General features: G+C 68.9%; 20 protein-coding genes and 1 pseudogene. 11 read left to right on the forward strand and 10 right to left on the reverse strand.

Going from position 1 to position 21,848, the window contains the following annotated elements:
• Positions 1–30 precede the first annotated feature (30 nt).
• Positions 31–804: a glutaminyl-peptide cyclotransferase gene (locus AB0M45_RS07155; RefSeq protein ID WP_364323829.1), complete on the reverse strand. Its 774-nt coding sequence runs from the start codon at positions 802–804 to the stop codon at positions 31–33.
• 17 nt (positions 805–821) lie between these two features.
• Here AB0M45_RS07155 and AB0M45_RS07160 point away from each other — a divergent pair.
• Both AB0M45_RS07160 and AB0M45_RS07165 read left to right on the forward strand, forming a co-directional pair.
• Positions 822–1,556 (forward strand): annotated as a pseudogene (locus tag AB0M45_RS07160) (DUF3027 domain-containing protein); the annotation flags it as partial.
• 635 nt (positions 1,557–2,191) lie between these two features.
• Positions 2,192–5,035: an ATP-binding protein gene (locus AB0M45_RS07165; RefSeq protein WP_364323831.1), complete on the forward strand. Its 2,844-nt coding sequence runs from the start codon at positions 2,192–2,194 to the stop codon at positions 5,033–5,035.
• Between the two features lie 8 nt (positions 5,036–5,043).
• Here AB0M45_RS07165 and AB0M45_RS07170 read toward each other — a convergent pair whose 3' ends face one another.
• Positions 5,044–5,661: a TetR/AcrR family transcriptional regulator gene (locus AB0M45_RS07170; RefSeq protein WP_364323833.1), complete on the reverse strand. Its 618-nt coding sequence runs from the start codon at positions 5,659–5,661 to the stop codon at positions 5,044–5,046.
• Between the two features lie 124 nt (positions 5,662–5,785).
• On the opposite strand from AB0M45_RS07170, the gene AB0M45_RS07175 reads away from it, so the two are divergent.
• Entirely contained in the window at positions 5,786–7,846 is a 2,061-nt protein-coding gene (locus tag AB0M45_RS07175) for a neutral/alkaline ceramidase (RefSeq protein WP_364323835.1), read from the forward strand.
• Positions 7,847–7,855: 9 nt separating this feature from the next.
• Here AB0M45_RS07175 and AB0M45_RS07180 read toward each other — a convergent pair whose 3' ends face one another.
• A complete protein-coding gene (locus AB0M45_RS07180; RefSeq protein WP_364323837.1) occupies positions 7,856–8,095 on the reverse strand; it encodes a DUF2530 domain-containing protein in 240 nt (79 codons plus the stop codon).
• A 175-nt stretch (positions 8,096–8,270) separates the two neighbouring features.
• On the opposite strand from AB0M45_RS07180, the gene AB0M45_RS07185 reads away from it, so the two are divergent.
• Positions 8,271–8,708 carry a MarR family transcriptional regulator gene (locus tag AB0M45_RS07185; protein ID WP_364323839.1) on the forward strand — a complete coding sequence of 146 codons (438 nt, stop codon included), beginning with the start codon at positions 8,271–8,273 and terminating at the stop codon, positions 8,706–8,708.
• Between the two features lie 49 nt (positions 8,709–8,757).
• Here AB0M45_RS07185 and AB0M45_RS07190 read toward each other — a convergent pair whose 3' ends face one another.
• The 3 genes from AB0M45_RS07190 to AB0M45_RS07200 all read right to left on the reverse strand — a co-directional run bounded on the left by AB0M45_RS07190 (position 8,758) and on the right by AB0M45_RS07200 (position 10,858).
• Complete coding sequence (locus tag AB0M45_RS07190; RefSeq protein ID WP_364323841.1) at positions 8,758–8,997, reverse strand: hypothetical protein; 240 nt, start codon at positions 8,995–8,997, stop codon at positions 8,758–8,760.
• A gap of 185 nt (positions 8,998–9,182) precedes the next feature.
• Positions 9,183–9,575, reverse strand: a complete 393-nt coding sequence (locus AB0M45_RS07195) for a YccF domain-containing protein (RefSeq protein WP_364324122.1) — start codon at positions 9,573–9,575, stop codon at positions 9,183–9,185.
• Positions 9,576–9,655: 80 nt separating this feature from the next.
• On the reverse strand, positions 9,656–10,858 hold the full coding sequence (locus tag AB0M45_RS07200; RefSeq protein ID WP_364323843.1) for a GNAT family N-acetyltransferase: 1,203 nt from the start codon (positions 10,856–10,858) through the stop codon (positions 9,656–9,658).
• A 114-nt stretch (positions 10,859–10,972) separates the two neighbouring features.
• Here AB0M45_RS07200 and AB0M45_RS07205 point away from each other — a divergent pair, with 114 nt between their 5' ends.
• Together AB0M45_RS07205 and AB0M45_RS07210 are read left to right on the forward strand one after the other, a co-directional pair.
• On the forward strand, positions 10,973–11,776 hold the full coding sequence (locus tag AB0M45_RS07205; RefSeq protein WP_364323845.1) for an RNA methyltransferase: 804 nt from the start codon (positions 10,973–10,975) through the stop codon (positions 11,774–11,776).
• Positions 11,773–12,072, forward strand: coding sequence for a DUF2537 domain-containing protein (locus AB0M45_RS07210; protein ID WP_364323847.1), 300 nt, complete (start codon positions 11,773–11,775; stop codon positions 12,070–12,072). Before AB0M45_RS07205 ends, AB0M45_RS07210 begins: the two co-directional genes overlap by 4 nt.
• 27 nt (positions 12,073–12,099) lie before the next feature.
• Here the strand turns inward: AB0M45_RS07210 and AB0M45_RS07215 are convergent, their stop codons facing one another.
• The 3 genes from AB0M45_RS07215 to serC form a co-directional block, all read right to left on the reverse strand.
• Positions 12,100–12,843 carry a hypothetical protein gene (locus AB0M45_RS07215; RefSeq protein ID WP_364323849.1) on the reverse strand — a complete coding sequence of 248 codons (744 nt, stop codon included), beginning with the start codon at positions 12,841–12,843 and terminating at the stop codon, positions 12,100–12,102.
• Positions 12,844–13,189: 346 nt separating this feature from the next.
• Complete coding sequence (sepH, locus tag AB0M45_RS07220; RefSeq protein ID WP_364323851.1) at positions 13,190–14,257, reverse strand: septation protein SepH; 1,068 nt, start codon at positions 14,255–14,257, stop codon at positions 13,190–13,192.
• 210 nt (positions 14,258–14,467) lie between these two features.
• Entirely contained in the window at positions 14,468–15,592 is a 1,125-nt protein-coding gene (gene serC / locus AB0M45_RS07225; RefSeq protein WP_364323853.1) for a phosphoserine transaminase, read from the reverse strand.
• 64 nt (positions 15,593–15,656) lie between these two features.
• On the opposite strand from serC, the gene AB0M45_RS07230 reads away from it, so the two are divergent.
• Positions 15,657–16,295 (forward strand): hypothetical protein, encoded by a 639-nt coding sequence (locus tag AB0M45_RS07230; protein ID WP_364323855.1) that lies wholly within the window; start codon positions 15,657–15,659, stop codon positions 16,293–16,295.
• Between the two features lie 150 nt (positions 16,296–16,445).
• Here AB0M45_RS07230 and AB0M45_RS07235 read toward each other — a convergent pair whose 3' ends face one another.
• Complete coding sequence (locus AB0M45_RS07235) at positions 16,446–17,594, reverse strand: citrate synthase 2 (RefSeq protein ID WP_364323857.1); 1,149 nt, start codon at positions 17,592–17,594, stop codon at positions 16,446–16,448.
• A 121-nt stretch (positions 17,595–17,715) separates the two neighbouring features.
• Between AB0M45_RS07235 and pdxH the strand changes: the two genes are divergently transcribed.
• From pdxH to AB0M45_RS07255, 4 genes are all read left to right on the forward strand, one after another.
• The gene (gene pdxH, locus AB0M45_RS07240) at positions 17,716–18,444 is read left to right on the forward strand and encodes a pyridoxamine 5'-phosphate oxidase (protein ID WP_364323859.1); all 729 of its coding nucleotides are present in this window, start codon (positions 17,716–17,718) and stop codon (positions 18,442–18,444) included.
• A gap of 67 nt (positions 18,445–18,511) precedes the next feature.
• Positions 18,512–19,792: an MFS transporter gene (locus tag AB0M45_RS07245; RefSeq protein ID WP_364323861.1), complete on the forward strand. Its 1,281-nt coding sequence runs from the start codon at positions 18,512–18,514 to the stop codon at positions 19,790–19,792.
• 192 nt (positions 19,793–19,984) lie between these two features.
• A complete protein-coding gene (locus AB0M45_RS07250) occupies positions 19,985–21,298 on the forward strand; it encodes a citrate synthase (protein WP_364323863.1) in 1,314 nt (437 codons plus the stop codon).
• A 38-nt stretch (positions 21,299–21,336) separates the two neighbouring features.
• Entirely contained in the window at positions 21,337–21,696 is a 360-nt protein-coding gene (locus AB0M45_RS07255; protein WP_357723463.1) for an FKBP-type peptidyl-prolyl cis-trans isomerase, read from the forward strand.
• Positions 21,697–21,848 lie beyond the last annotated feature (152 nt).

Raw genomic sequence — 21,848 nt, forward strand, 5'->3', positions numbered from 1 at the left:
CTCCGTGGCGGCGCGTAGGGTCGGCGTCGCTCAGGCCGGAGTGAAGCGGACTTCGAACATGGTCGGCCAGTTCTTGCCCGTGATCAGGAATCGGTCGGTACCGGGCAGTTGGGCGATGCCGTTGAGCGCGTCGGCGCCGGCTCGCGCGGTCGCGGGGAGCAAACCGGTGGCGTCGATGGCCGCCGAGACGTGGCCGGATTCCGGGTCGATGCGCAGGATGGTGTCGGTGGGCCAGTCGTTGGCGTAGACCGACCCGTCCGCCGCGCACTCGAGCTCGTTGAGGCGTGCCTTGTTCCAGCTGGTCAGAGTGACCGATCCGGTCGCGGCGAAGGTGACCGGATCCCGGAAGGTGAGCCGGTCGGTGCCGTCGCTCATCACCAGGCGCCCATTCCGGAAGCACAGACCCCAGCCCTCGCCCTCGTAGCGTGCCCTGCCGCGTTCGGCGAGCGTGGCCGGGTCCCTGGCGATGGCCACGCCGTCATGCCAGGTGAGCTGCCAGAGGGTGGCATCGGCGATGGTGATGCCCTCCCCGAAGTAGGGCGCGGGTAATTCGGCCCTGGCCAGTTCCTCGCCGGTCGCGAGCCGCGACGCGCGCACGCTCGACGCTCCGGCCAGCCCGGTGCCTTCGTAGAGGATGCCGCCGCGGACCTCCAGTCCCTGGGTGAACGCCTGCCGATCATGCGGTCTGGTGCCGACTATCTCGATTTTCATCCTGGGTGGCGGGTCCTCGGCGGCGCCGCATCCGCCCACGACGAGCAGACCGACCAGCACACTGATGGCCAACCGACGCCGATTGCGCTCCATACGGCAAAATGTAGGCCGTGAGCGCAGTTTCTGTTTCGGAGTCCGGCGTGCGGCCGATTCTGGCCGATGCCGTCGACTTGGCCCGCCGTGCGCTCCTGGCGTTGGAACCGTTAGCGGTGGGGGCGTACCTGGGGGTGATCGCCGAGGACGAGAGTTCGGCGACGCACCGATTCGAAGCCACGCTGCCCGGCTATCGCGGCTGGCAGTGGGCGGTCGTGGTGGCCGCCCCGCCGGGGGCCGATTACGCGACGGTCAGCGAGTCGGCGCTGTTGCCAGGGCCCGACGCCTTGGTCGCGCCCGAATTCGTGCCGTGGGAGCAGCGGGTTCGTCCCGGTGACCTCGCGCCGGGCGATCTGCTCGCGCCGCCAGCCGACGATCCGCGCCTGGTCCCCGGTTATGTCGCGACCGGCGATCCGGTGGTCGACGAAGTCGCCTACGAGGTGGGTCTCGGCCGCACCAAGGTGATGAGCAGGGAAGGTCGCGAAGAGGCGGCCGAGCGCTGGTACGCCGAATACGGCCCCGATTCCGAGATGGCCAAGGCCGCGCCGGGCACCTGCGGGACCTGCGGCTTCTATCTGCCGCTGGCCGGGTCGCTGCGCGCCGCGTTCGGCGTGTGCGGCAACGCCATGGGCGCCGACGGGCGTGTGGTCCATATCGCCTACGGCTGCGGCGCCCACTCCGACACCGTGGTGCCCAGCGGCAGCGGCTCCCCGCTGTACGAGGCGTACGACGACGCGGCGATCGAGATGATCTCGCTGGAGCCGGAGCGCGCCCGGTCCGCGTCTCGCGTCGCCGAGCAGGATTCCGCCGAGCGCGCAGGCGAGCAGCCAGCGGTCGAGGTCACGAGCGATGGGTCCGGCGCTGTCGCCGAGCACGCCGAGGACATCTCCAGCGCGGCTGTGGCCGAGGGCGTCGCCGTTGCCGAAGGTGACGCCGCGACCGAAGGCGATACCGTCGCCGAGGCGTCCGCCGAGACCACGGCCGCCGACGTACCCGAACCCGACGCGGTAACGAGCGCGGTGTCCGCCGAGACCGTGACCGAGTGGCCCACGGCGGAGTCGAACCCGGCCGAGTTGATCCCAGGGGTGGCGAGCGCGGCTGAGCCGAGCGGGATGGAATCGGACTCGTCCGATGCCGATCCGGCTGGGTCGGCCGTGGTCGGGACGGACGCGGTCGAGTCCATCGCCGTGGAGCCCGCTCCCGGGTCGGAATCTGGCGCGCCCGAGGCTTCGGCCGCCGAGCCGACCGCGATCGAAGAGGATGGTGCACAAGCCGGTTCGGATATCGAGCAGGCCGGTGGGGCAGAGGCGCGGCCGGAGTTCCCGTCATCGCCGCGGAGCTGACCGCGGCCGCCGATCCGTTCGGCACTTGGGCGCTGCGCGCGGCGGTGCTCGCCGCATGGCGCGATTCGCCGACGCGGTTGCGTGAGGACGCCGCCACCGAGAACGACTTGGTGCGCGCGGGCTACCGCGACCGGCTACTGACCGAGTTGGCGCAGAACGCGGCCGACGCCGCGGGTAAGGCTGGCATCGCCGGTCGCTTGGTCGTCCGGCTCGACGGCCGGAACCTGCATATCGGTAATACCGGCGCGCCGCTGGATGTGTCCGGCGTGCACGCGCTGACCGCCCTGCGGGCGTCGGGGAAGGCCGAGACCGGCACGGTGGGCCGGTTCGGCGTCGGATTCACCGCGGTGCTCGCGGTGAGCGACGACATCGAGGTGCGCTCGACCAGGGGATCGCTGCGGTTCTCCCGCGCGCGGACCATGGACGCCCTGCGCCACAACGAGATCCGGGTCCCCGCCGTCGACAGGGGCGAATTCGCCCCTCCGGTGCTGCGACTGGCTTGGCCGATCCAGGCGCAACCTGCCGATGGTCTGGACACCGAGGTCGTGCTGCGCTTACACGCGGATGTGGACGCCGGCGCCCTGCTGGCCGCGATGCGCGCGGAAGCCGTCGACCTGCTGCTGGAACTGCCCGCCTTGCAACGCATCCGGATCGGCACGGACGAATTCGTCAGCAGTGCCGAGGACATGGGCGACGGCATGCACGAGGTGTACGTCGACGGCCCCGGCAGCGAACAACGGACCTGGTGGCAGTACCGCACGCCCCGCGCCCGCTGGCTGCTGCCGGTGCACGACGGCAAGCCGGTGGCCGCGGCCGCGGACGTGCTCCGGGCGCCGACCAGGTCCGATGAGGAACTGTCGCTGCCCGCGCTGCTCATCGCCGATATCGCGATGCAACCGGATCGCCGGAGATTATTGCCCGGCGCCCGCCTGGGCGAGCTGGCCGAAGGATATGCCGACTTCGCGCGCGCTCTTGCGCCGCGCGACCGCCTCGTGCTCGTTCCTGCGCCCGGTTTCGCCCGGAGCGAGGCCGATGGTCTGCTCCGCGAAGCTCTGATCCGCGAATTGCAAACTCGCCCGTGGCTTCCCGTCGTTACCAGCGGCGACATGTCGGGCTCGGCGAATGACTTGCCGGGCACCGGGCTGGAGACCTCGGAATGCGCCGAAGTGCCCAGCGGATCGGAGGCTGAGTTCGGCTTCGGCGGTACGCCGCCAACCGTGCGGCAGGCCCAGCCGTTCGACATCGCGGTTCCCACCCGGGCATCCGTTTTCACCGGTCTGACCACGGAATTGGCCGCGCTGCTCGACGACGTGATCGGTCCGTTGGTGATCCCGGAGCTCTCCGGGCGGCCACAGGCCGAGGCGATGGGCGTGCTCGACGTGCACCGGATCGGATTGGCCCGCCTCGCGGAGTTGTCCAGCGGGCTGGAGCGGCCCCCGACGTGGTGGCGGTCGTTCTACTCGGCGTTGGAGCCCTTCGTGGTCGATCCCCTCGCGGCGGAGGAACTCGGGGCGCTGGCGGTGCCGCTGGCCGACGGCAGGCTCGTCACCGGTCCGCGCACGGTGGTGCTGGACGACCACCTCGAGGTAGCGATCCCGGTGCACTGGGCCAGGCTGGCGCATCCGGAAGCGATGCATCCGCTGCTGGCGCGGCTCGGTGCGCGGTCGGCCACCGCCGAGGAACTGTTGAGCGATCCGGCCTTGCGCGCCGACCTGGAGGATCACCCCGGCGATCCCGACACCGCCGACGCCGTCCTTCGTCTCGCCGCGAACGCCGACCAGGCCGCGTTGCCGTCCTGGCTCGGGCTGCTCGAATTGCCCAGCGCCGAGGGTGAAGCGCTGCCCACCGACGAACTGCTGCTGCCCGGTGCGCCGCTGCGTGATCTGCTGGTCGCGGACGCGCCGTTCGGGACGGTCGACCCCGAGCTGGTGGATCGTTACGGCGCGGACGCGCTGCGCGCCATCGGCGTGGGCTGGGATTTCAGTGTGCTCGTCGAGGCCGATCCGACCGGACCGGACCACGACTTGGACGACGAGGAACGCTGGTGGTCGACGCTGCCGGACGATCCGCCGGAGCTGGCCGCGGTCCGTGACCTCGACTTGGTGGACGACGCCGCGTGGCCGGAGGCGCTGCGGCAGTTGGCGGCAACCCCGCGGACGCGCCGCCTGCTGGCCGGCGCCGATGGTTACACCGCGTGGTGGCTGCGCGGATACGCACGGATCGACGGCACTCCGCTGGGACTGTTCCGCCATCCCGCCGACATCGAATTCGCCGGACTGCTACCGGCTTTCGCCGTGTCGGACGTCGACCCCGACGCTTTCCGCGCCGTTCTGGCAAACCCGGACGCGATCACCGGCGAGCTGGCTGCCACGCTGCTGGAAGCGCTCGCCGACCCGTCCAAAGCGCCTGTACCGGAGATCATTTCGCGTACCCACGCCCGTTTGTCCGCTGCCGTCGCCGCGAACTTGCTGGATCTCACCACCCTAGACCCGCCCGATCGCGTGCGCGCGCTATCCGGCGCCGTGGTCGATCCGGGCGACGCGTTCGTCCTCGATCAGCCGTGGTTCGGCCTGGCCGTACCACCGGACCGCTTGGTGGTCGGCGACGCCGAAACCGCCTCGGCCCTGGCGGCTTTGCTCGATCTGCCGCTGGTCTCGGAGGCCGTCACCGCCGAGGTCGTCGACGCGGGACGGCGGACTACCTGGGCGGTGGAGCCACTGGGCGTCGTGCTGCGCCAGCTGTTCACCCTGCCCGCGCAGGACGGCGAGCTGGTGCTGCACGAGGATCTACTGGTGCGGTTGAGCGGCGCGATCAAGTCCACGGTCGCGGTGCCCTGGTGGCGTGCCGGCTCGACCGTCCACGTCCGTGCGCCGCGTCCGCGCAGCTGAGCCGCGGCCTACTGCTCGGCGTAGCTGGTGATCATCTCGCTCAGCAGATCCAGCTGCCCCCGTACGCTTTCGCTGTCGTTGTCCACCAGCCAGCGCAGCACGACACCGTCGATGACGTTGAGGGTGAACCGGCTCAGCGTCTGCACCGGGACCGACCACCGGGTGGCCGTCGCGTCGCGTGCGTGCTCCAGGATGTCGGCGACGGTGGAGTCGTTGAAGTTGTACTGCTCGCGCGCGATCGCGAGTTTCGCCGGAGTCTGTTCGCCTTCACGCAGTGCGTAAGTGGTCGTTTCGTACGTGAGCAGCTGTCGTTCCGGTGTGGCTTCTATGTTGAGCCACATGAGTTCCAGTCCGGCGCGAACCAATTTTTGAAGGGCTTCTTTTCCACTTTCGATGTCTTGCCAAACCGCTTCGTTCGCGTCGACGGAATCGCGCAATTCCATAGACAACGCTTTGACCAGCTCGGTCATCAGCGCGTCCTTGTTTTCGAAACAGTAATGCACCACACCGAGCGAGACACCAGCCGCCTGGGCGACATCGCGCGTGGTCACGCCTGCAACGCCCTTTTTTTCGGCAAGGCCGATCGCGGCCTCGATAAGGTGGGCCCGTCGTTCTTCGACGCTCAATCGGGAGGACACCCAAGGGAGTTAAGCGCGCACTGCGCGCGCAGTCAATTCGCGGACCGAAAAATTTGGACTGGACGAGTGACCAGTTGTGTGGTTCGCTGCATCGGACGGAAGGGAGACGGGTATGCCGGTGGCGCGCAGAACTGTTCTGGCCGCAACGGCGATCGGTTCGGCGACGCTCGCGGCCGCCACAGTGCCGGTAATCAGCGACGCACTCGGCGCTCCGGCGGGCGCCGCGCCCGATTCCGGCGGTTACGAGATCGGCATCGGCCTCTCCGACATCACTGGACCGGCCGCCGAATGCGGCATGATGGGCTACTCCCAGCTCGAGCAGCAGACCGCAGGCATTCACCTGCGTCCGCGGGCCAGGGCGTTCATCATCGGCGGTGCCGGGCGACGGGTGGTCTTCGTGGTCGCCGAGAACGGCATGATCTTCCAGTCCGTGCACCGGGGCGTGCTGACCGAATTGTCTCGGCGCTTCGGCGATCTGTACACCGAGCAGAACGTCCTGCTCACCTCGACGCATTCGCACGCGACCTGCGGTGGCTCCAGCAACGACTATGCCTACAACCTGTCCATCCTCGGCTTCCAGCAGCAGGTGTACGACGCCGAGGTGAACGGGATCGTCGAGGCGATCGCCGCCGCGCACGCCGATCTCGGCCCCGGCTCCCTTGCGGTCGGCCGCGGTGAACTGCACGACGCAAGCGTGAATCGCTCCCGGGTGGCCTGGGAACTCAATCCGCCCGAGGACAAACAACACTTCCCCGATGCCATCGATCCCGCGGTGACCGTTCTCGCCCTGCGCAAGGGAGGCGCTACGGTCGGGACGATCACCTGGTTCGCCACCCACAACACCTCGATGACCAACGCGAACCATCTGATCAGCTCGGACAACAAGGGTTACGCCTCGTTCTCCTGCGAGCACACCGAGCACGGCGTGCGGTACCTGGATGGCAAGGCCTCGTTCGTCGCCGCCTTCGCGCAGACCAACGCGGGCGACATGTCCCCGAATCTGAACCTGCGGCCGGGTTCTGGACCCACCGAGGACGAGTTCGAGAACACCCGTACCCTCGGCGAGCGGCAGTACTTGGCATCCAAAGCGGCCGTGGCTCGGGCACGCTCGATCGCGGGACCGGTCGATGCCGTGCTCTGCTACATCGACTTGGCCGACATCGCCGTGGACGGTCGTTTCACGCCCGATGGCCGGCCGCATTGCACCGCACCGGCCGCCGCGGGTGTTTCGCTCATCGCGGGCAGCGTCGAGGACGGCCCAGGCCTGCCCGGCGGACCCGTGCCGGAGGGCGTGCGCAACCCGTTCTCCGGGTCGCTCGGTGATCCCGCTCAGCCCGCACCGGCCTGGCTGGCGGATGCGCAGGCCCCCAAGGTGATCGCCGCGCCGCTCGGACTGCTGCCTCCGGTCGCATGGGTGCCGAATGTATTGCCGATTCAGCTCGTTCGCATCGGTGCGCTCTATTTGGCCGCCGCGGGAGGCGAATTCACGATTACGTCCGGTCTGCGGATCCGTCGTGCCGTCGCGCAGGTGCTGAACGTTCCGCTGGATCAGGTGCTGATGCAGGGTTACGCGAACGCCTATCACGAATACGTCACGACGCCCGAGGAATACGACTCCCAGCAGTACGAGGGCGCGTCGACACTGTTCGGCCGCTACACGCTGTGCGCCTATCAGCAGGAATTCACCCGTCTGGCTATGGCATTCGCCACCCGGCAGCACGTGCCGCGTGGCCCGGCGCCGCGCGACGTTTCGCATCTCCAGCCGAATTTCCAACCTGGCGCCGAACCGGATGTCGCCGTGCCCGGCCGTGGTTTCGGCGAGGTGCTCGTGCAGCCCGACCCGTTCTACGGCCGTGGCGGCCGAGTAGTGGCCGAATTCGTCTCGGCGCATCCCAAGCACGACAACCGCCGCAATGGCACGTTCTTGGAAGTGCAGCGCAGGAATGCCTCCGGCGAGTGGGTGCGGGTGGCCAACGAGGGCGAGTGGGCGGTGAAGTTCTTCTGGAGCAAGCACGGCACCGCGACGTCGATGGCCCGATTCACCTGGGACATTCCCCTCGACGCCGCTCCGGGCCGCTACCGTTTCCAGCACTACGCGACCCGTCTCGGTCTCGACGGCGCACTGCACCCGTTCACCGGGGTCACCGACGAATTCGAAGTGGGCGGGGCCTGACCCGGCCGGCTACAGACCGGTCTGCGCGCCCTTGTCGCCGCGTCGCGCCCCGCGGCGCTGGACCAGGTAGATGACGAGGGCGAGCACGCCGACCACGAGTCCCATCAGACACACCGGGCGCGCCGCCTCCCACCGGCCGCCGCCCACCCACACCACCACGGTGGCGAGCAACCACAGCGCGCTGCCGACCGCGAGCACGGGGCGCGGATCGGTCAGCCGCGGTGGAAGTTGCGGGACATTCTGCGTCACGCACCCAGCCTAATGGGCGCAGTCGGTCCGCACTCTCGCACCGTGCTGTGCCGAAAGCGGAGGTGGCCGGGGAATGGGGGTGCCGCCGGACGTAGGCCGCCGAGCAGCGGCGAGGTGGCCCTCTAGCGGCGAGAACCGGCCTCGCCGTGCGGCGGTCGGCGTATCGTTTGCCACTGTGACAACGCCATCGGATCTTCGCGTCCTCGCTGGTGAGCTGTCGCTGGCGGTCGTTCGACTGACGCGACACCTGCGCGGACGTCGTGCCGACTCGCAGATCTCGCTGACTCAGCTCTCGGCGCTCGCGACGCTCGCGCGGGAGGGTGCGATGACGCCGGGGGCCCTGGCGGCGAAGGAGCGCGTCCAGCCGCCGTCGATGACCCGTGTGATCGCGTCGCTCACCGATCTCGACCTGGTGGAGCGCAATCCGCATCCGACCGATGGCCGTCAGATCATCGTCTCGTTGTCTCCGTCGGGGCGTGCGCTCATCGCCGACGAAACCAGCGCCCGCGAGGCGTGGATGACCGAACAGCTGTCAGCACTCACCGAGGACCAGCTCGTCGTCCTCAGCCGCGCCGTGGCGATCATGAAGCAGATCGTCGCGGAATCGGAATAGCGGTCACGCCCGCAACGAGATTCGTCATGGTTGTCGCCGCGACATCGGGTCAGCGTCCGGTGCGGATGAGCCGGACGCTGGTCTTGGTGCCCCACCACAGCAGCCGGGCCGTGCTCGCCAGGTAGAGGACGAACGCAGGGTAGACCAGCACGCCGTAGTCGTCGGACCACCTCGGCAGGTGGGTGAGCTGGGTGCCCGCGGCAACGAGCAGCAGCAGCCCGAGCGCCACCGCGATCGGCGCGAGTCGCGCGGTGTCCTGGTCGGCCGGTGGAGCTGGGCGGTCGGTCATGGTGGAGCCCTCCTGGTGAGGTCGGCTCGGCCCGCATCGAGGCGCAGGGGCACTGGCAAGTCAGTTACCTTCTAGCTAACTTTCGCACTTGGACGCCGTTTCGTTAACAACCTGTGATATAGATCACTATTCTGAACGCCAAGGCAGAATGAGCCGAGGTCGGCCGACCGAAGCGGCCGCGCTCCTTATCGAGCCGCGAAGGGCTGATCGCTGTCCACGATTTCGCGGCCCAGCGGGAACAGCGAAATCGGTATCAATTTTAGGTTCGCCCAACCGAACGGGATGCCGATGATCGACACGAACAGCGGAATACTCGTCAGTAGGTGACCGAGCGCCAGCCACCATCCGGCAACAATGAACCAGATGATGTTGCCGATCAGCGAGCCCGCGCCGGCGCCGGGCTTCTCCACCGTGGTCCGGCCGAACGGCCACAGCACGTAGACCGCGATCCGGAAGGACGCGATCCCGAAGGGAATGGTGATGATCAGGATGAAGCAGATGATCCCAGCCGCGATGTAGCCCAGCGCCAGCCAGAACCCGGCAAAGATGAGCCACAGGATGTTGAGAACCAACTGAATCGGCTTCATGACACCAGCATGCCAGCTCCGCGCCGATTCGGACATCGTTGTCCTTCCCGGCGGCGGGACGCGGGCCGAGGTCAGAAGAACCAACCGAGTACCGCGTCCCGCTCGGCGCGAAACGCGTCCTCGAACGCGCGCAGGTGGGCGGAATCCTTGGCCCGCAACCGGTTCGCGGCGGCGAACAGCCGGGCGGGGTACGCGCCGAAGTACATGCTGCCGAGGACGTCGATGCCGAGTTCGATGTCGGCGGCACGGTCGGTGGGTTCGCAGTCCGCCTGTCCGTCCCGCACCCGCAGCGCGAAGGTGCCACCCGCGTTACGGAAGGGGTCGCTCACCTCCAGCACCACATCCAGGTCGGCCGCGTACGCGCGCGCGGCCAGTGCGGCGGGAATATCCATGAGGCGCAGCCATAGTCCGTCGTAGCGGGCCTTCGTGCGCACGAGTCGCGGATCGGTGAGCAGGTAGGGCAGCGGGTCGTGGTCGGTGAGCACGGCCTCGACCTGCTGAACCAGATCCAGTCCGAGCAGGGCCCGCCACAGCGCCGCGTGCGCCTCCGCGGTGACCGCGCGCAGCTCGACGACCTCGACCGTTCTCGCCAGATCGGCGGAGTGGAAGCGATAGAGCGTGTAGCCGTCGGCGTGCAGCAGCGCGAACAGGTCGCTGCCGCCGTCGCGAAAGCGTTGCGGGTCATCGAACAGGATGTCCCAGCTGGCGGTCGGACGCACCTGCCCGCCCGGCACCAACCTGCGCCAGCGGTCGTAGATCGTCTCCGCCGCGGTGCGCATGTCGTGCGGCGCGCGCAGCGTGACCCCGCCCGGGTCCGGTGCCGACGGCAGGAATTCGGCGAGTCGGCGCGCGATGGTCACCGCGTTCTCCCGCGTCGCCGGGCCGTAGCCGAAACGACCGTAGATGCCGCCCTCGCTGGCAGTGAACATGGTCAGCGGCAGGCCCGCCGCCTCGACGCGCCGGTGCTGTTCGGTGTACATGGCGCGGAGGATGCCGCGCCGCCGATGCGTGGGCGCGACACCGACACCGGCGATGCCGCACACCTCCACGGTCCGTTCGCCGGGCACCGTCACCGTCAGCGTGGTGGACTGGACGTGCCCGACGATCTGTCCGTCCGCCACCGCGACGATCGAGTTCCGCTGTGGAAACAGCAGCGGTATCCGGTCCAGCTCCGCCGGGTCGTAGCGGGTGCCGAAGGAGGTCTCCACCAGCGTCATGATCGCGGGCGCGTCGTCCTCCACGGCGGAGCGAATCGTGATTCCCGGAGGGGTCATGCCTCGACGATCCCACGTTCCCGCACGCGACCGCATCGGATTTTCCTCGGCGCCGGCGACCGCGGAGCGACCGTCGATTCGGTCTCGGGGGGAGCCGCCCGGCAGGATGGAGCCGTGGCCGAAGTGATCGATATCGATGATCCCGCCGACCCCAGGGTCGATGACTTCCGCGATCTCAAGTCGGCCGACCGTAGACCCGATCTGCCCGGTCGCAAAGGACTGGTGATCGCCGAGGGCGTCGTGGTCGTCCAGCGGATGCTCGATTCACGATTCACCCCGATCGCGCTGCTCGGTGTGGAGCGCAGGCGCGCCGAACTGGCCGACGACCTGGTCGCGGTCGATGCTCCGTATTACCGCACCTCGGCCGAGGTGATGGCCGAGGTGGTCGGCTTCCATCTCAATCGCGGCGTGCTCGCCATCGCCCGGCGTCCGGTGGAACTCGATGTGACCGAGGTGATCGAGCAGGTGCGGACCGTCGCGGTGCTCGAAGGCGTCAACGATCATGAGAACCTCGGCGCGATGTTCCGCAACGCGGCCGGACTCGGAGCAGATGCGATCCTGTTCGGCGACCGCTGTGCCGACCCGCTCTACCGCCGTGCCGTGCGGGTGTCGATGGGTCACGTACTGCGGGTGCCCTTCGCTTCCGTGCCCAATTGGCCGGGTGGACTGGATATACTGCGGCGCAAGGGATTCCAGGTCGTCGCGCTCACCCCTGATCCGGCGGCGGAAAATCTGGCGACGGCGATGACGGGGGAGCGGGTGGCGTTGTTGCTCGGGGCCGAGGGTCCGGGACTGACCGAGGAGGCCATGCGGGCCACCGACATCCGGGCGCGCATCCCGATGTCGCCCGGCACCGACTCGCTCAATGTCGCGACCGCGGCGGCCATGGCCTTCTACGAGCGGGTGAGGACCGCGTGACCGGTCCGTATCGTGCGTACCCGTCCTACCAGGACCCGACGCCATGGGGCGCCGGGGTCACCGTGGCGACCATGGTGGCGCTGCTGTCGGCGGTCGCGGTGTACTCCTTCGGCGCCGCGTTGGCCGAGGTGCACCCGGTGCTCGCGGTGGTGGTGAATCTGGTCGCGGCGGGCGGCGCCGCGCCTACCGCGTGGCGGTGGCGCTTCGCCCCGGTGATCCGGTGGGTGGTCGGCGGCGTCGCGGCGGGTGTGCTGCTCGGATGGACGATATTGCTGATCGGCGCGCTCGCTGCGTGATGGGCGAAGCCGGACGCGCCCGGCCCGCTAGAGGACCCGGTCGTGCCCGCGCAGCCAGCCGAACAGGCCCCGCTTGCGCTGCGCCGCATGCGCGTCCCCGTCGGCCGGGACCCGTCTCTCGGGCTCGGGCGCGTGGCCCTTGGGGTAGAGCGTGAATCCGCAGACGGGGACATCACCCGGCACGAGCGCGCCGGACGCGGCGGGTGCGCGGTAGTGGAAGCCGAGCCATTCGTTATTGGCGGTGTCGGCGAAGTCGGGCGGATCGAACGGCAGCGTCTGCGGGTCGGGCAACTCGCCCGCGCGCCACCGGACCGGATGCTCGCCCGCCCAGTACGGCCGCTCCCACACCAGCGGAAGTCCCTCGTCCTCCAGGATGTTCACCCGGGTCGAGCTGAACGACCTGCGGAGTTCCCCACGCTCCCAGTGCGCGAACGCGCCCCAGCCGTGCTTCGCGTCGAAGGAAACCAGGTAGGTGTGTTCGGAGGCCAGCGGGCGCACCAGCAACTCCGGGATCTCGGTCGGATGGATGCGCGCGGCCTGCGCCGAACACAGCACGGTGACGCCGGGATAGCAACCGATGTACACCTGACCGGCTTCCGGGCCCGCGCAACCGGCGAGCGTACCGACCATGATCGGCCGTACATCGCAGTCGTCGTGCAGTTGCTTCGCCAGTGCCAGTGCGGCTTCGGGGTCCGGGTCGTGGTTCGCGCGCAGGACCGCCAACGGATCGGGTGCGTCGACATACCACAGCGACGAAGCCTTCGAAAGCATGGCTGTACCGCCTCTCCGCGTATTCAGGCCGTACAAGTCAGGGACGCGGGATTTGCGTTCAGGTCCTGCGTGGGGTGCCACTCGGGTTCTGGGCGTTCCCGGTGAGTTACCCATGTGCTCGCGAAATCAGTATCCACGATCCTAGGCGGAACTGTTCCCCGCACGTGCGACCAACTCAGTGACCGGAGTTGCGGTATGCGTTCAGGCCCTGCGTTGGGTGCTCCCCGGCCTCTCCGGGTCTTCAGGCGTACCGCGCCGCCGTTTCGCGTTGCCAAGCCGCACATTCGACGCACGACGTGAGAGCGAATCCGCAGCCCCGACTTATGAACGGAGCAGGGTGCCCAACTCAGTGACCGGAGCTGCGCACTCCGAGCAGCACGTCCTCCCAGGACGGCATCGGAGCCTTGCCGCGCTTGCTGCGGCTGGGCTTCGCGGGAGTCTTGGCCGCGGGCTTCGCGGGCTCCTCGGTGGCGGGTGTCGGAGCGGCGGGTGCGGACGGGGCGGTGTCCGCGGCAGCGCCGGAGGTCGTTGCCGCGCCGGAGGTCGTTGCCGCCGCGGCCCCGTTGGCGGGCGCCGTGTTACCGCCAGCGGAAGGCGTGGTGCTGGACGCGGCGGGCGTCGTGGCGGTGCCCGCGGTGATCGCCGCGGAGCTGCCTCCGGCCGCGACGGCGCGCGGTTCGTAGTACTCGTCCAGGGTTGGCTGGGTCTGGCGGCTCGCCGGGCGCGCAGGCGGGGTGGCCGGGGCAGGCCGGGGTTCGGCCACCGGCTCCGGCTGTGCCGCGGCCGGTTCCGGCTCGGCGGGCAGGATCGTCGCCAGCCCGCGCAGCGCGCGGCCGAAGTCCGGATCGATCAGATCGGAGGCCGGGTCGTCGAGCGGGGACACCGAGCCGCCGTGCGCGTCCGGCTGATAACGCCAGTGCGCGGCGATCTCGGAACGCCCGTTCTGCCACTGCAGTTGGGCGACCCAGTACCCCTTCTCGTCTTTCCAGGCGTCCCACTCGGCGCCCTCGATGTTGTGCCCGCGCGCGGTGAAAGCGGCGGTGACCACGTCGATGAGCATTTCCACGGCGGGGCCGTCGGGACGCACGGGGTGCGCTTTCTGGGCGAGTTCGGCGGCACGGGCCCGCTCGAGCAGAACCGGATAGGCGAACCGCTCGACGCGGCTGGCCGGCATTCCGGATTCTTCGGTGACCTGTTCCACGGAGGCCCCTGCGCGAATACGGGCCTGGATATCGCGGGGACGCATAGTTGCTTCCATTTCGATCTCAATCTGGCCGAATCGGGCAAGGTCTCCGCGCGCGGCGGCTCGCAGTTTGTCGTCGGCGGGAAGCCGGAACTTCTGACCGGACTCGGTGTCGATACACACGATGTGCGTGGAGTCGGGCGTCACCCCGATCACTCGAAGTTCACGCACCGTTACCTCCTTATCGCGTCGACTCGCGACACCGCCCACTTTTCGAAACAGTAGTGCACATCTGAGATTCATGGGGCAGGACACGCGGCACGGAAATCGCCAGCGCGACTCCCGTGCCCCGCTAATCTGCTCTATTCGACCCGCCGCGCATAATTTTTCGGCGTGTCGATCCCGGGCGTGTTGCGGCCGTGGGGCCGAAATGTGCGGCGGTCAGCCGAGATTCTGCACGACCCAGTCGATGGAACGGGTCAGCTGGCTGATGTCGTCCGGATCGATGGCCGGGAACATGCCGATGCGCAGCTGGTTGCGGCCCAGCTTGCGGTAGGGCTCGGTGTCCACGATGCCATTGGCGCGCAGCACCTTCGCCACCGCGGCCGCGTCGACCGAGTCGGCGAAGTCGATGGTGCCGACCACCTGCGAGCGGTGCGCCGGGTTCGTGACATACGGGGTGGCGTACTCGCTCGACTCGGCCCAGGAGTACAGCCGCGACGAGGAGTCCAGCGTCCGCTTGACCGCCCAGTCCAAGCCGCCGTTGGCATTCAGCCACTCGATCTGATCGGCGAACAGCAGCAAGGTGCCAAGGGCCGGGGTGTTGTAGGTCTGGTCCTTGGTGCTGTTGTCGATCGCGATCGGCAGCGACAGGAAATCGGGTGTCCAGCGGCCCGACGCCTTGATCTCCTCGACCCTGGCCAGCGCGGCGGGGCTCATCAGCGCCACCCACAGGCCGCCGTCGGAGGCGAAGCATTTCTGCGGTGCGAAGTAGTAGACGTCGGCGTCGGTGATGGTCACCGGCAGACCGCCCGCGCCGGAGGTGGCGTCGATGGCGATCAACGCGTGCTCCGAACCCGCCGGACGCTGCACCGGGATGGAGACACCGGTGGAGGTCTCGTTGTGTGCCCAGCCGATCAGGTCCGCCGACGGGTCCGACACCGGCTCTGGCGCGCTGCCCGGCTCGGCCGAGACCACGATCGGGTCGCCGATGAACGGGTTGCCCTTGGTCACGGCGGCGAACTTCGAGCTGAACTCACCGTTGGTCAGATGCAGCGAGCGCTCCCGGACCAGGCCGAACGCCGCGGCGTCCCAGAACGCGGTGGTGCCGCCGTTGCCGAGCACCACCTCGTAGCCGTCCGGAAGGCCGAACAGGTCACGCAGACCCGAGCGCACCCGCGCGACCACGTCCTTGACCGGCTTCTGCCGATGCGAGGTTCCGAACACCGAGGCGCCGACGTTCACCAGCGTCTGCAGCTGCTCCGGGCGCACCTTGGAGGGGCCGCAGCCGAACCGTCCGTCGGCGGGCTTGAGATCGTCGGGAATGGTCGGAAACGCAGAGGTCATGGCGAACAGGGTAGTCGGTGGTGTCGCTGTGACGTCGCCCACACTCCGGCTAACGTAGGCGCCCATGGGCATGCCGTCGGCTAACTCGGGGTGGCGACTGCGCGAGCGGATGCGAAATATCCGGCTGCGCGGCGCGACGGTCTCGGATTCCATGCGCCGGGAGTTGCTGATTCGCGGGGACCCCGGGTCGGCGACCGTTCTCGGCGCGCGGCCGCGGCGCACCGAACCCGGCCATGTGTTCTGGGTCCGGGTACAGCTGGATGGGGAGTTCCCCTACGAGACCCGGGTGCGCCAACGGGTGACGGAAGCCGACCTGGAATGGATGCAGCCCGGCGACGTCGTGTGCTGCCGGGTGGACCCGGGCGACCGCGGGCGCCTGGTGCTGTACGTGCCAGACATCGAGGAGTCGGGACGGGCGAGCATCGCGAAGATTCTCGCCGACGGCCGCCGCGCCGCCGCCACCGTGCTCGCCGCCGCGCCGGTCGCGGCCGACTACTCCGGCCGCGACGACCCCGTGCTGCGCCTCGAGCTCGAACTGCGCGCCTGGGACGAGGCGGAGCCGTGGCGGGTCCGCCTGGTCCAGCCGGTGCCGCTGACCGCCATCGGTCTGGTCGATCTCGGCCAGCACCTGGAGGTCGCCTTCTTCGAGGTCGACCGCGGCGAAACCGTCGCCGTCGACTGGGCCGCATCGCTCGAGGAGTGAAGCATCACCGAGAGCGGCCAACTCGAACAGCGGGCCATCTGCGCGGCCCGCGCCCGGTTCGCAGCGATCCAGCGCTTGTCGAGCCGGATCTGGCTGCGGGACAGACTCTTCCGCCGACCCCTCCGGCTCGTGGCCGTCGTGCGCTGTCGGCTACCTGTGGGCGACCGACGCCCAGCCCGCGACATCCTCGGGCTTGCGTGGACCGGGCCCGGTGTAGATGGCGGCCGGGCGGACCAACTTGCCCAGTTGCTTCTGCTCCAGGATGTGCGCGCACCAGCCCGCGGTGCGGCCACAGGTGAACATGGCCGGCATCATGTGCGCGGGCACCTCGGCGAAGTCCAGGATCACCGCGGCCCAGAACTCCACGTTGGTCTCGATGGCGCGGTCCGGACGCCGCTCGCGCAGCTCCGCGAGCGCGGCCTGCTCCAGCGCGGCGGCGACCTCGTAGCGCGGGGCGGCCAAGCGCTTCGCGGTGGCGCGCAGCACCCGGGCGCGCGGGTCCTCGGCCCGGTACACCCGGTGGCCGAAGCCCATCAGCTTCTCTTTGCGGTCCAAAATGCCCTTCACCAGCGCACGTGCGTCGCCGGTCCGCTCGACCTCTTCGATCATCGGGAGCACGCGCGCGGGCGCGCCGCCGTGCAGCGGACCGGACATGGCGCCGATCGCGCCGGACAGTGAGGCCGCCACGTCGGCGCCGGTCGAGGCGATCACCCGGGCGGTGAAGGTGGAGGCGTTCATGCCGTGCTCGGCGGCGGAGACCCAGTAGGCGTCAATGGCTTCGGTGTGGCGCGGGTCGGGGTCACCCTTCCATCGGGTCATGAAGCGCGCGGTGACCGTGGTGCATTCGTCGATCTTCTTCTGCGGGACGGCGGGCTGGTAGATGCCGCGCGCGGACTGCGCGACGTAGGACAGCGCCATCACCGAAGCGCGGGCCAGGTTCTCCCGCGCGGTCTCGTCATCGATGTCCAGCAGCGGCTGGTAGCCCCAGATCGGCGCCAGCATGGCCAGGCCCGCCTGCACGTCGACGCGCACGTCACCGGTGTGCACGGGCAGCGGGAAGGGCTCGGCCGGCGGCAGGCCCCGGCCGAACGATCCGTCCACCAGCAGGGCCCACACGTCACCGAAGGTCACCTGGCTTTCCACCAGGTCTTCGATGTCGACGCCGCGGTAGCGCAGCGCGCCGCCGTCCTTGTCGGGTTCGGCGATATCGGTGGTGAAAGCAACCACGCCCTCCAGGCCACTGACGAAATCGCTGGGGACGGTGGCCTGCCCACCGGAAACCGCGGGGCTGGTAGTCATGTTGCGACTCTCCTTGCGCTTGGGTCGCACGTTCTCGCCGCTGGGAAGATGTCGGATTTGACGAGTACATGCCGATCACCAAAACCTTAGACCCTCGCTACCCCGGAGTAACGTCTGGCCCATGCGTGACCTGGACAATTCACCTCGCGGACCGCAAGCCGCCGACTTCGCGCCGAGCACCGATCTCGCCGCCATGCGGGTGGACTACGGCGGGCTGCCGCACGGCGGCAACGAGGACGTCGACCTGGACGAGACCTGGCTGGCCGGCGGTTGGGAGCCGCTGCTGCGGCACTGGATCGAACAGGCCACCGCGGTCGGCATCGCCGAACCGAACGCCATGGTGCTGGCCACGGTCTCGGTCGTGGACGGCACACCCCGGCCGGTCGCGCGAACCGTGCTGTGTAAAGGGCTCTCGCCCGACGGTGTGATCTTCTACACGAACTACGACTCGGACAAGGGCGCCCAGCTGGCCGCCGTCCCGTACGCCGCGGTCACCTTTGTCTGGCCCGCCCTGGGCAGGCAGGTGCACCTGCGCGGCACGGTGGAGCGGGTGCCCACCGAGACCACGGCGGCGTACTGGCGATCCCGGCCACGGGACTCACAGCTGGGCGCCTGGGCGTCACGCCAGTCCAAGCCGATCGGCTCGCGGGCCGAACTGGACCGCACACTGGCCGAGGCGACCGCGCGATTCGCCGATGTCGACGAGATCCCGGTGCCGCCGCACTGGGGCGGATTCCTGCTCCATCCCGACGAGGTCGAGTTCTGGCAGGGGCGCCGCGGCCGGCTGCACAACCGCATCCGGGTGCGGATCGAGGACGACACGTCCACGGTGGAACGCTTGCAACCCTGAGGTATTCACCCCACGCGTGAGAATTCTCGCGTCGAACCCGGCAAGTGGACTGGATACGCTGCCGCCGGTGAAACTGCTCGCCGACACAACCCCGTTGCGCCATCCGGACTTCCGACGCCTGTGGACCTCGGGCATCGTCACCATGATCGGTGCGCAGCTGTCCATCGTCGCGGTGCCGCAGCAGATCTTCCAGATCACCGGCAGCTCCGGCTACGTCGGCCTGGCCGGGTTGTTCGGCCTGGTGCCGCTGATCGTGTTCGGCCTGTGGGGCGGCGCGCTCGCCGACGTGCTGGACCGGCGCAAACTATTGCTGATCACCAATTCCGGCACCGGGCTCACCGCGCTCGCCTTCTGGCTGCAAGCGGCCGCCGGGATGGACAACGTGTGGATCGTGCTCGGCCTGCTCGCGGTGCAGCAGGCGTTCTTCGCGGTGAACCAGCCGACCCGCAGCGCGACCATCCCGCGCCTGCTGCCGGAAGGTCAACTGGCCGCTGCCAATTCGCTGAACATGACGGTGATGCAGTTCGGCGCGATCGCGGGGCCGGTGCTCGCGGGCGCGCTGATCCCGATCGTCGGCCTCGCCACGCTCTACCTGATCGACGCCATCGCGCTGCTGGCCACGCTCTGGGCGGTCTGGCGGCTGCCCGCCCTGCCGCCGACCGGAACGGTGCGCCGCGCGGGGTTCCGCACGGTGCTGGAGGGTTTCGGGTACCTCGCGACCCAGCGGGTGCTGCTCGCGTCGTTCGCGGTGGACGTGATCGCCATGGTGTTCGGCATGCCGCGGGCACTCTTCCCGCAGATCGCGCACGAGACCTTCGGTGACCCGGCCACCGGCGGCGTCGCTCTCGGTTTGCTGTTCGCCTCGATGTCGGCGGGCGCTGTGCTCGGCGGCGTGTTCTCCGGCTGGATTCCGCGCATCCGCCGCCAGGGCCTCGCCGTGCTGGTCTGCATCGCGCTGTGGGGCGTGGCCATGGTCGGATTCGGCGTCGCCGTCGGGTTCACCGGGCACGGACTCGGCCTCGGCGCCGGGCTGTGGATCGCGCTGGCCTGCTCGGCCTTCGGCGGTGCGGTAGACATGGTCTCGGCCGCGTTGCGGGTCACCATGCTGCAGACCGTCGCCACCGACGACCTGCGCGGGCGGCTGCAAGGCGTGTTCACCGTGGTTGTCGCGGGTGGCCCGCGCGTCGGTGATGTTGCCCACGGTTTCGCGGCGGCGAGCCTGGGTACTGCCGTGGCTGCCGGGGGAGGAGGTGTGCTCGTGGTGGTGGGCGTAGTGATCGCGGCGATCGCCTTTCCGGCGTTCACGCGTTACCGTGTTCGTCGCGCTCCTGCTGAAATAGCCGTCTGACGTGCACCGCTAACGCCGGGTAACCGCGTATCGGCGCGGCCGCGGAACTTCACCGCGCCGGGATGTGTTTGTGAGCCGCGGCAGGACTACCCTCCGGTATTGTCCGCGTCGGTGAACGGCTAGCGTTGAGGCAAGCGCATCGTGCGCCGACCGCGCCGGTGCCTGTGGTTCTAGCCTGAGAGGGATCCTTCCGTGCCCGCTGAGAACATCATCAACGTCGACGACGACGCCAAGCCGGTCCTTTCCTATCCCGGCGGGGAGTTCCCGATGACGGTCGCCAAGGCCGCCGAGGGCAACGACGGGATCGAGCTGGGGAAGCTGCTGGCCAGCACCGGGTACGTGACGTACGACCCGGGCTTCATGAACACCGCCCCGACCAAGTCGGCCATCACCTACATCGACGGTGAGGCGGGCATCCTGCGCTACCGCGGCTACCCGATCGACCAGCTCGCGTCGGCGTCCACCTTCATCGAGGTCAGCTACCTGCTGATCTACGGCGAGCTGCCCACCGCGGCCCAGCTCGACGACTTCACCAACCGGATTCGCCGCCACACCCTGCTGCACGAGGACCTGAAGCGGTTCTTCGACGGCTTCCCGCGCAACGCGCACCCGATGCCGGTGCTGTCCTCGGCGGTGAACGCGCTGTCGGCCTACTACCAGGACTCGCTGGACCCGCGCGACCCCGAACAGGTCGAGCTATCCACCATCCGATTACTGGCCAAGCTGCCCACCATCGCGGCCTACTCGTACAAGAAGTCGGTCGGCCAGCCCTTCCTCTACCCGGACAACTCGCTGAGCCTGGTGGAGAACTTCCTGCGGATGACCTTCGGCTTCCCGGCCGAGCCCTACGAGGTCGACCCCGAGGTCGCCGCCGCCCTCGACATGCTGCTCATCCTGCACGCCGACCACGAGCAGAACTGCTCCACCTCGACCGTGCGCCTGGTCGGTTCGTCCGATGCCAACCTGTTCACCTCGGTGTCCGGCGGCATCAACGCGCTGTGGGGCCCGTTGCACGGCGGCGCCAACCAGGCCGTGCTGGAGATGCTCGACGGCATCAAGGCCAGCGGCGGCAACGTCAAGGAGTTCATCCGCAAGGTCAAGAACAAGGAAGACGGGGTGAAGCTCATGGGCTTCGGACACCGCGTCTACCGCAACTACGACCCGCGCGCCTCGATCGCCAAGAAGCACGCCGACGCCATCCTCAGCAAGCTGGGCGGCGCCGACGAACTGTTCGAGATCGCCCAGGCCCTGGAAGAGGCCGCCCTCACCGACGACTACTTCATCCAGCGGCGCCTGTACCCGAACGTCGACTTCTACACCGGCGTCATCTACAAGGCGATGGGTTTCCCGACCCGCATGTTCACCGTGCTGTTCGCGATGGGCCGGCTCCCCGGCTGGATCGCGCACTGGCGCGAAATGCACAGCGAGCCTTTGAAGATCGGCCGTCCCCGGCAGATCTACACCGGCTACGGCGCCCGCGATTACCGCGAAATCACCAACCGCTGACCGAATTCCCACACTATCTATCGAAGGGGATAGCCCGAATGACCAAACCGGAGATCGAGTTCCAAGAAGGGCCCGCGCCCACCGAGCTGGTGATCAAGGACATCATCGAAGGCGACGGCAAGGAAGCCGTGCCCGGTGGCACCGTCGAAGTGCATTACGTGGGTGTCGAATTCGAATCCGGTGAGGAGTTCGACTCGTCCTGGAACCGGGGCGAGTCCATCACCTTCCCGCTGCGCGGCCTGATCCAGGGCTGGCAGGACGGCATTCCCGGCATGAAGGTCGGCGGCCGCCGTCAGCTGACCATCCCGCCGGAGCTGGCCTACGGCCCGGCCGGTGCGGGTCACAAGCTGTCGGGCAAGACGTTGGTCTTCGTGATCGACCTGCTCAGCGCGAACTGAGCGGGTGCAGCGCCGGCGACGGCGACTTCCCGCTCGGCCACGCAAGGGTGCCGGCTGCGCACGAGGGGAGATGCGATCCGGGGCTGCACACGATGGTAGAGCGATGACATGGCTCGTGCTCCGCACTGCGGAGCACGAGCCATCGTCGTATT

It is taken from the genome of Nocardia sp. NPDC051787 (genome assembly GCF_040681325.1).
GTDB lineage: Bacteria > Actinomycetota > Actinomycetes > Mycobacteriales > Mycobacteriaceae > Nocardia.

What these genes read in the sequence shown, in the direction of transcription:
- AB0M45_RS07155 (WP_364323829.1), bottom strand. Translation starts at nt 804, where the DNA reads ATGGAGCGCAATCGGCGTCGGTTGGCCATCAGTGTGCTGGTCGGTCTG.
- AB0M45_RS07175 (WP_364323835.1), top strand. Translation starts at nt 5,786, where the DNA reads ATGCCGGTGGCGCGCAGAACTGTTCTGGCCGCAACGGCGATCGGTTCG.
- AB0M45_RS07190 (WP_364323841.1), bottom strand. Translation starts at nt 8,997, where the DNA reads ATGACCGACCGCCCAGCTCCACCGGCCGACCAGGACACCGCGCGACTC.
- AB0M45_RS07200 (WP_364323843.1), bottom strand. Translation starts at nt 10,858, where the DNA reads ATGACCCCTCCGGGAATCACGATTCGCTCCGCCGTGGAGGACGACGCG.
- AB0M45_RS07215 (WP_364323849.1), bottom strand. Translation starts at nt 12,843, where the DNA reads ATGCTTTCGAAGGCTTCGTCGCTGTGGTATGTCGACGCACCCGATCCG.
- serC (WP_364323853.1), bottom strand. Translation starts at nt 15,592, where the DNA reads ATGACCTCTGCGTTTCCGACCATTCCCGACGATCTCAAGCCCGCCGAC.
- AB0M45_RS07230 (WP_364323855.1), top strand. Translation starts at nt 15,657, where the DNA reads ATGGGCATGCCGTCGGCTAACTCGGGGTGGCGACTGCGCGAGCGGATG.
- AB0M45_RS07235 (WP_364323857.1), bottom strand. Translation starts at nt 17,594, where the DNA reads ATGACTACCAGCCCCGCGGTTTCCGGTGGGCAGGCCACCGTCCCCAGC.
- pdxH (WP_364323859.1), top strand. Translation starts at nt 17,716, where the DNA reads ATGCGTGACCTGGACAATTCACCTCGCGGACCGCAAGCCGCCGACTTC.
- AB0M45_RS07255 (WP_357723463.1), top strand. Translation starts at nt 21,337, where the DNA reads ATGACCAAACCGGAGATCGAGTTCCAAGAAGGGCCCGCGCCCACCGAG.